2 protein-coding genes are annotated in these 336 nt (G+C 43.2%); both read right to left on the bottom strand.

Annotated elements, in window-relative coordinates; all coding sequences use genetic code 11:
- Positions 1 to 183: four-carbon acid sugar kinase family protein (locus tag MBO_RS08960; RefSeq protein ID WP_036366894.1), on the bottom strand; the 183-nt coding region annotated here is incomplete at its 3' end.
- Positions 155 to 336 (bottom strand): 4-hydroxythreonine-4-phosphate dehydrogenase PdxA (locus MBO_RS08955; RefSeq protein WP_187648949.1); only part of this gene is annotated, 182 nt, incomplete at its 5' end. The genes MBO_RS08955 and MBO_RS08960, both read right to left, overlap by 29 nt.

The raw sequence follows: 336 nt of genomic DNA, 5'->3' as shown, positions 1-336 counted from the left end.
CTTAGCTGCAGGCATTGGTCTGGTCTCAGAATCTATAACCAGAACCTCTGTTGTCTCATCTATATCCCCGATAGCTTCCGGCATTTTTGTAAATACCTGGGTGGCAATTCCCTTATTCACAAACTGGATTCCGGTATCCAATGCACCAGTAAAGTCATCTGCTATGATCAACAGCTTTACCATCGCATTTCCTCCCGCTATTTTTGTTTACTGCAAGCTTTGTCGCATAGTCAATTGAATTTACAAGGCTTAACTCATTCGATTCGCCTTTTCCTGCAAGGTCAAAGCCTGTACCATGGTCTACCGATACCCTTATTACAGGAATTCTACAGTGCT

It is taken from the genome of Moraxella bovoculi 237 (assembly GCF_000696305.2).
Lineage (GTDB): Bacteria > Pseudomonadota > Gammaproteobacteria > Pseudomonadales > Moraxellaceae > Moraxella > Moraxella bovoculi.
Note: the sequence above shows the minus strand (reverse complement) of the source record. Positions and strands in the feature narration are given on the sequence as shown.